The following is a 6209-nucleotide window of genomic DNA, read 5'->3' on the forward strand; positions in this document are numbered from 1 at the left end:
GACGAGTACTGGTCCTGGGAGATGCGTGACCGCATAGATGATTTCGTCGAAGAGGGTGGTGGTCTGGCGCGATTCGGCGGGAACTTCCTGTGGCAGGTACGCCTCGAAAACGACGCACAAGTCTGTTACAAGAATCCATTCGACGATCCGATGCGAGAAGTCGACCCGACCCGGGTGACGACGGCGTGGGATTCGCCCGAGGTTGCCCGACCGGGGGCGTGGACGATGGGATTGACCGGCATGGCCGGTGTCTACAATCGTTACGGTGCAACAACTCCCAGGTCTTCGGGCGGTTTCACGGTATACCGGCCGGATCATTGGGCGTTGAACGGAACCGACCTGTACTACGGAGACAACTTCGGGATCGCCCCGATCTGTGTTGCCGGATTCGAGATGGACGGCGTGGATTTCACGTTCCGGAAGGGCCAGCCGTATGCGACCGGCGTCGACGGCGCTCCCGAGGATCTGGAGATCATCGCGATGGCGCCGGCAGTTTCGGGTTCGCGGGACAAATGGAACGGGAAAGTTCCGATCGGTGCGCCTTTCGCCGAAGTGCAGGGAATCATCGAATGCTTCTATGGCAGTGAGCCTCCAGATCACCTTCGTGATCTCGAATACGGATCGGGAATGGTCGCCTGTCACAAGCGAGGTCTCGGCTCCGTGTTCAACGCAGGTTCCACCGAATGGGTGAACGGGCTGATCCATCACGATCCGTTCACCGAACGAATAACTGCAAACGTACTGAATCTGTTTGCTGCACGAATTTCCAGCTCCAACACGAAGGAAAAATGACATGAGTGTCAACGACATTCGAATGTTCGGGCCAGGGCAGGGGACGCGGTTCATCCCGGAGTGGGGTGACGACGCGAGCCCGAACTGGTCGGAATCCGAATGGAGGTCATTCGGAGATCCGAACGGGGAATACTTCGGCGGTGGTTGGGAAGGCGAGCCCGGCACGCTCTTGTGCGACCCGTATCCGTACGACGAGGTCTGCATCATGATCAGCGGCCGGGTGGCGCTGATCGACCTCGATGGAAACCGTCGCGAATTCTCCGCTGGGGAAGCATTTTTCGTGCCGCAGTCGTTTCGCGGTACCTGGGAGACGGTTGAGCCGTCGAAGAAGTTCTTCGTCGCGCTCCCCGGATCGCGCTCATGACGGTGGAAACTTCGATGACTGTCGCAGCGTTTGGTCACGTGATCAACGGAACGTGCGAGAGCCCGGCAGGTAGACTTTCCGTGCTGGTCGATCCGGTGACCGACAATGTATACGCCCGTGCTGCCGTCGGTTCCGCCGATGACGTCGACCGAGCCTGCCGTTCGTCCGAGAAGGCTGCGCGGTCCTGGCGCCGGTCCACCCCTGCGCGCCGTCAGGAGTTGCTGCTGGCCCTCGCGGACGCGCTGGAAGCAAACGCGAAATATTTCCTCGAGGTCGAATGCCGCAGTACCGGCAAGCCCCTCAGGCAGGTGCGAGACGACGAGATCCCGCAGTGTGTTGACTTTCTGCGGTACTTCGCGGGTATTGCCCGCTCTCTGCCGGGCGTTGCCGCAATGGAGTACACGGAGGGTGCTACGTCTTATGTCAGACGTGAACCCATTGGCGTGATCGGTGCGATCGCTCCTTGGAACTACCCGTTGATGATGGCGGTCTGGAAGATCGCGCCGGCACTCGCGACGGGAAACACCCTCGTGCTCAAGCCGGCCGAGGAGACGCCGGAAACCGCGGTGATGCTGGGAGTGCTTGCAGCGCAGATCTATCCGCCCGGGGTGTTGAACGTAGTGTGCGGCGATCGCGATACCGGAGCCGCGCTCGTCGCTCATCCGGTTCCTCGGATGATTGCGCTGACGGGATCGACGAGAGCGGGGATTTCGGTCGCAAAGGCCGCATCGGAAGACGTCAAGCTGTTGCATCTCGAACTCGGAGGCAAGGCACCCGCCGTTGTTTTCGCCGACGCGGACCTCGACGGCGCAGTCGCGGGGATTGTTGCCGGAGCCTTTTACAACAGCGGTCAAGATTGCACCGCTGCGACGAGGATTCTCGTTCAAGAGGAGGTTGCGGAGGAGTTCACCGAGAAGTTGACGGCTGCGGCCGCGGACTTGAGGTTGGGCGGACCGGAATCGGGCGATTGTCTCGGCCCCCTGGTCAGCCGCGCTCACCGTGATCGAGTGGCGGAGTTGGTAGAGAGACGCTCAGCAAATACGAACGTATGTATTGGCGGGGGAAAGCCAGCTGGACCAGGGTTTTTCTATCTGCCGACTGTTATTTCCGGGGTGCAGCAGGAAGATGAGCTGGTCCAGGAAGAGATATTCGGGCCGGTTGTCACCGTACAGTCGTTCTCCACCGAGGCTGAAGCGATCGAACTTGCGAACGGGACCAAGTACGCTCTCGCGTCGAGCGTGTGGACGTCCGACCACGGCACCGCGATGAGGATGACGGCCGAACTGGACTTCGGCTGCGTCTGGGTGGGAGCCCACGGAATGCTCGCCGCTGAGATGCCTCACGGTGGCTTCGCCGGGTCGGGTTACGGCAAGGATCTGTCGGAGCTCGCACTGGCGGAGTACACGAGGGCCAAGCACGTCATGCATGTGACGAGCGTCTGACTCCTCGGCAATATCCAACGACGGCCACCTGCCCGCGCTGCGGGACGGTGGCCGTCGTCGTGCCTCGGTGGACCTGCAAGCTGCTGTTTGAATATGTTGCAGTGCAACATGTTTAGAGAGAATTTTCGTTGATTCGGGTCGCGAATGCCGGTAAAGTGACGTGTGCAGCATTGCGCACTTCGGCGCACATTCAACCCCACTTTCAATTCTGACTCCAGGAGACTGCCATGGGTTCATCCGACACCGATCTCAAGCGCTCGACAGCGTTATCACCGTCGCCGGTGCATTGGCGGCGATATTCGGCGGAATCGCCGGAGTTGCCGGGCTGGCCACTTTTCTCGGAACCGGCGGCGGTTCTTAGGTTTTCAGCTGACATCAGTGAGGCTCGGACCGTTCGATTCTGACGATCAGATCCGCGCGTGGCCTGACTGCGCTGATCAACTCGGCGTTCGGCTGATCTACCCGTTTCACCCACTCTGCAGCCGCTTCGGAACTCTTTCCGAAGCGGCTGTGGCGTTTCACCAAGCGCTTCGTCCGAGTTTCCTCCGGAACGTCGAGATACCAGACCTCGTCGAGTGCTGCTCGCACTTCCTGCCATCCACCACTGGGTAGGAGGAGATAGTTCCCCTCGGTGACTATCAGCGGTGTACATGGATCGACAGCCGTTGTGCTGCCTATTGATTCGTCGAACTCGCGATCGAAGACCGGAGCATAGACCGTCGAGTTCGAGGCTCGGAGTCGGCGTAGTAGAGCCGCGTAGCCGTCGACGTCGAAGGTGTCCGGTGCGCCTTTGCGTTCATGCCTGCCGAGTCGGTCGAGTTCCCGATTGGCAAGATGAAAACCGTCCATCTCGACGATGGAGCAACGAGAACCTAATTTCCGCACAATTGCCTGTGACACCGTCGACTTTCCGGCTCCCGGTGCGCCCGTGATGCCGAGGATTCTCCGACCGTCGTCGGTGATCAGGGAAGCAGCGCGTGAAGCAAGTTGGTCGAGCGTCAGCGAGACGGTCGGCGGTGAGGTCGTCACGTGTTGCTCCGATCAGTCCGAAGGGCCGGTGCATCGAGAGTACGCCGGAGGCTTTCGGCCATTGACAGTCTGAATGGACTGTGAAACTGTGATCCATGCCACTCGAGAAGTTGGAGGTGAGACCGTGACCCTGCGCGATGCGCAGCGCGAAGCGACGCGCCACCGGATTCTCGATGCGGCAACGGATTTACTGATAGCGGACGGTTATTCATCTCTGACGGCGCAGTCGGTGCAAACCGCTGCCGGAGTCAGTCGGGGCGCTCTGCTGCACCACTTTCCGAACATGCAGGAGCTCACTGCGGCGTTGGTGTCGAACATCGTCGTACGGAACGAGGTGGCGGTAAGAGCTGCCATGTCTCGGCAGGATTCGTCGGTTGACACGATCGAGAACTCGATCTCCGCTCTGTATTCGGCGTTGACTCAGCCGCCATTTCAAGCGGAACTCGAACTGTGGTCCGCAGCGCGGACGGATCCGGTGTTGGCCGAGGTGCTCCGGGAATCGGAGCGAATCGCCGGACGGGATCTGCGGCGAGTTGTCCACGACGCTTTCGGTCCCGAAATTGTTGCTTCCGAGAACTATTCGCAGATTGCAGATCTGACGGTGCTGATGCTCCGTGGTTTGGCGCTGTCCCGGGCAGTGCAGAAGAGCGACGCGTCTGCGCGTCGTTCGATCAGTCAATGGGCAGGCGTCGTTCGCCTGCTCCTCACCCAGAACTAGCGCAACTCGTTCCGAGCGAGGCGCGCTCTGTCGACAGGACCGATGATGACGGATTTTGCGACCCTGAAGTACGAGACGTCCGGTGGTAAAGCGTATATCACGCTCAACCGTCCCGATCGGCTCAACGCGATCGACGACCGGATGCCGTCGGACATTCGAAACGCGGTGGCAGCAGCCAATGACGACGACGAGGTCCGTGTGATCGTCTTGCAAGGTGCGGGCAAGGCGTTTTGTGCCGGGTACGACCTCAAGAAGTTTGCCGAAGGCGACCTTGACGGAAAGTGGAACCAGGGCCCGGTCTGGGACCCCATCAAGGACTTTCGCGGGATGAAGCAGAACACCGACGACTTCTTCACGCTCTGGCGATCGCTCAAGCCGACGATCTGCAAGGTTCAGGGATATGCGATTGCCGGTGGGAGTGACATCGCGCTGTCCTGCGACATGCTGATCATGGCCGACGACGCTCGCATCGGATACCCGCCTGCGCGTGTGTGGGGTTGCCCGACGACGGCGATGTGGGTGTACCGGCTCGGAGCCCAGCGTGCCAAGCGAATGCTGTTGACGGGAGACACCATTGACGGTGTCACTGCGGCTGACTGGGGATTGGCGCTCGAAGCGGTGCCGGCCGACGAATTGGACTCGGCGGTGGAAGCGTTGGCGGATCGCATCGCCGGTGTTCCGCTCAATCAGTTGGCCATGCAGAAGATGATGATCAACCAGGCGTACGACAACATGGGATTGCAAGGCACCCAGGTACTGGCAACCCTGTTCGACGGAATTACGCGTCACTCCCCGGAGGGGCGCTGGTTCAAGGATTTTGCCGAGCGCGACGGATTCCATGCCGCGGTTCAGTACCGCGATTCCGGACGCAAGATTCCAGACGGAGGCGGGCCGCTCCCCGCGTCCGACACCCCTCCTCGATAGAAAGTGGATGTGAGATGAGCAGTGTTCTCGAAACGTCGTACTTCCCCGCTGACGTGTCTGACCCGATAGAGGAGCAAACGGTGGGTGGGCTGCTGCGAGAGTGCGCCGCGGACTCGCCGAATCTGATTGCAATCAGAGAAGTGGTTCCGACGCAATCGCATTCGCTTTCCGGGGCGGCTGAAACCGATCGCACGTGGACCTTCGCGGAGCTTCTCGACGAAGCAGAGGGGTGTGCGCACTACCTCTTGTCTCGGTTCGACTGTGGAGATCGGATCACTGTCTGGGCTCCGAACGTTCCGGAATGGATGATTCTGCAATACGGCGCCGCGCTCGCCGGGATGGTTCTGGTGACCGCCAATCCGGCGTTGGGTGCGGAGGAACTCGCGTACGTCCTGTCGCAGTCCCAGTCTCGGGGGCTCTTCCACACCGGAAAGTTCCGCGGTGGCGATATGGCAGCGGTTGCATCCGAGGCGATTTCGATTTCGGGAGAAGAAGTTCTCGCAGTCAACTTCGAGGAGTGGGATCGCCAGGTTCGAGGTTGGGCGGGCGAGCGGGGCGCTCTGCCCGAAGTCTCGCCTGACGGCAATGCGCAGATCCAGTACACGTCGGGAACCACCGGGGTTCCCAAAGGTGCTCTGTTGCATCACCGAGGATTGGTCAACAATGCCGATTTCGTGAGTCGGAGAGGCCGATTCCCTGAGCGGGGTTCGGTTGTGTCGGCCATGCCGCTGTTCCACACCGCCGGGTGCGGCATCCTGGTTCTCGGCGCCGCGCAGCGAAGAATGTCCATCGGCCTGATCCAGTACTTCGATCCGACTGCGGTTCTCGATGCGGCGGAACGCTTTCACGCTGACGTGATCAGTGGAGTGCCGACGATGCTGATCGCGATGATCAACGACGCCAGCTTCGCGAGCCGCGACTTCTCGGCCTGTTCGGTGGT

At 60.7% G+C, this 6209-nt stretch carries 7 protein-coding genes; 6 read left to right on the forward strand and 1 reads right to left on the reverse strand.

Going from position 1 to position 6209, the window contains the following annotated elements; translation table 11 throughout:
- The 3 genes from A2J01_RS22570 to A2J01_RS22580 all read left to right on the forward strand — a co-directional run.
- The coding region (locus tag A2J01_RS22570) for a N,N-dimethylformamidase beta subunit family domain-containing protein (protein WP_331715334.1) at positions 1-792 on the forward strand (792 nt) is incomplete at its 5' end.
- Position 793: 1 nt separating this feature from the next.
- Complete coding sequence (locus A2J01_RS22575; RefSeq protein WP_007730501.1) at positions 794-1156, forward strand: cupin domain-containing protein; 363 nt, start codon at positions 794-796, stop codon at positions 1154-1156.
- Positions 1153-2598, forward strand: a complete 1446-nt coding sequence (locus tag A2J01_RS22580; RefSeq protein WP_064075032.1) for an aminobutyraldehyde dehydrogenase — start codon at positions 1153-1155, stop codon at positions 2596-2598. Before A2J01_RS22575 ends, A2J01_RS22580 begins: the two co-directional genes overlap by 4 nt.
- 375 nt (positions 2599-2973) lie before the next feature.
- Here A2J01_RS22580 and A2J01_RS22590 read toward each other — a convergent pair whose 3' ends face one another.
- Positions 2974-3627 carry a nucleoside/nucleotide kinase family protein gene (locus A2J01_RS22590; protein WP_007730507.1) on the reverse strand — a complete coding sequence of 218 codons (654 nt, stop codon included), beginning with the start codon at positions 3625-3627 and terminating at the stop codon, positions 2974-2976.
- 124 nt (positions 3628-3751) lie between these two features.
- Between A2J01_RS22590 and A2J01_RS22595 the strand changes: the two genes are divergently transcribed.
- The 3 genes from A2J01_RS22595 to A2J01_RS22605 form a co-directional block, all read left to right on the forward strand.
- On the forward strand, positions 3752-4345 hold the full coding sequence (locus A2J01_RS22595) for a TetR/AcrR family transcriptional regulator (RefSeq protein ID WP_007730510.1): 594 nt from the start codon (positions 3752-3754) through the stop codon (positions 4343-4345).
- A 45-nt stretch (positions 4346-4390) separates the two neighbouring features.
- On the forward strand, positions 4391-5269 hold the full coding sequence (locus tag A2J01_RS22600) for a crotonase/enoyl-CoA hydratase family protein (RefSeq protein WP_223304467.1): 879 nt from the start codon (positions 4391-4393) through the stop codon (positions 5267-5269).
- Positions 5270-5283: 14 nt separating this feature from the next.
- Positions 5284-6209: AMP-binding protein (locus A2J01_RS22605; RefSeq protein WP_156519365.1), on the forward strand; the 926-nt coding region annotated here is incomplete at its 3' end.

The sequence above is a fragment of the Rhodococcus sp. EPR-134 genome, assembly GCF_001647205.1.
In the GTDB taxonomy this organism is placed as follows: Bacteria; Actinomycetota; Actinomycetes; order Mycobacteriales; family Mycobacteriaceae; genus Rhodococcus_F; species Rhodococcus_F qingshengii.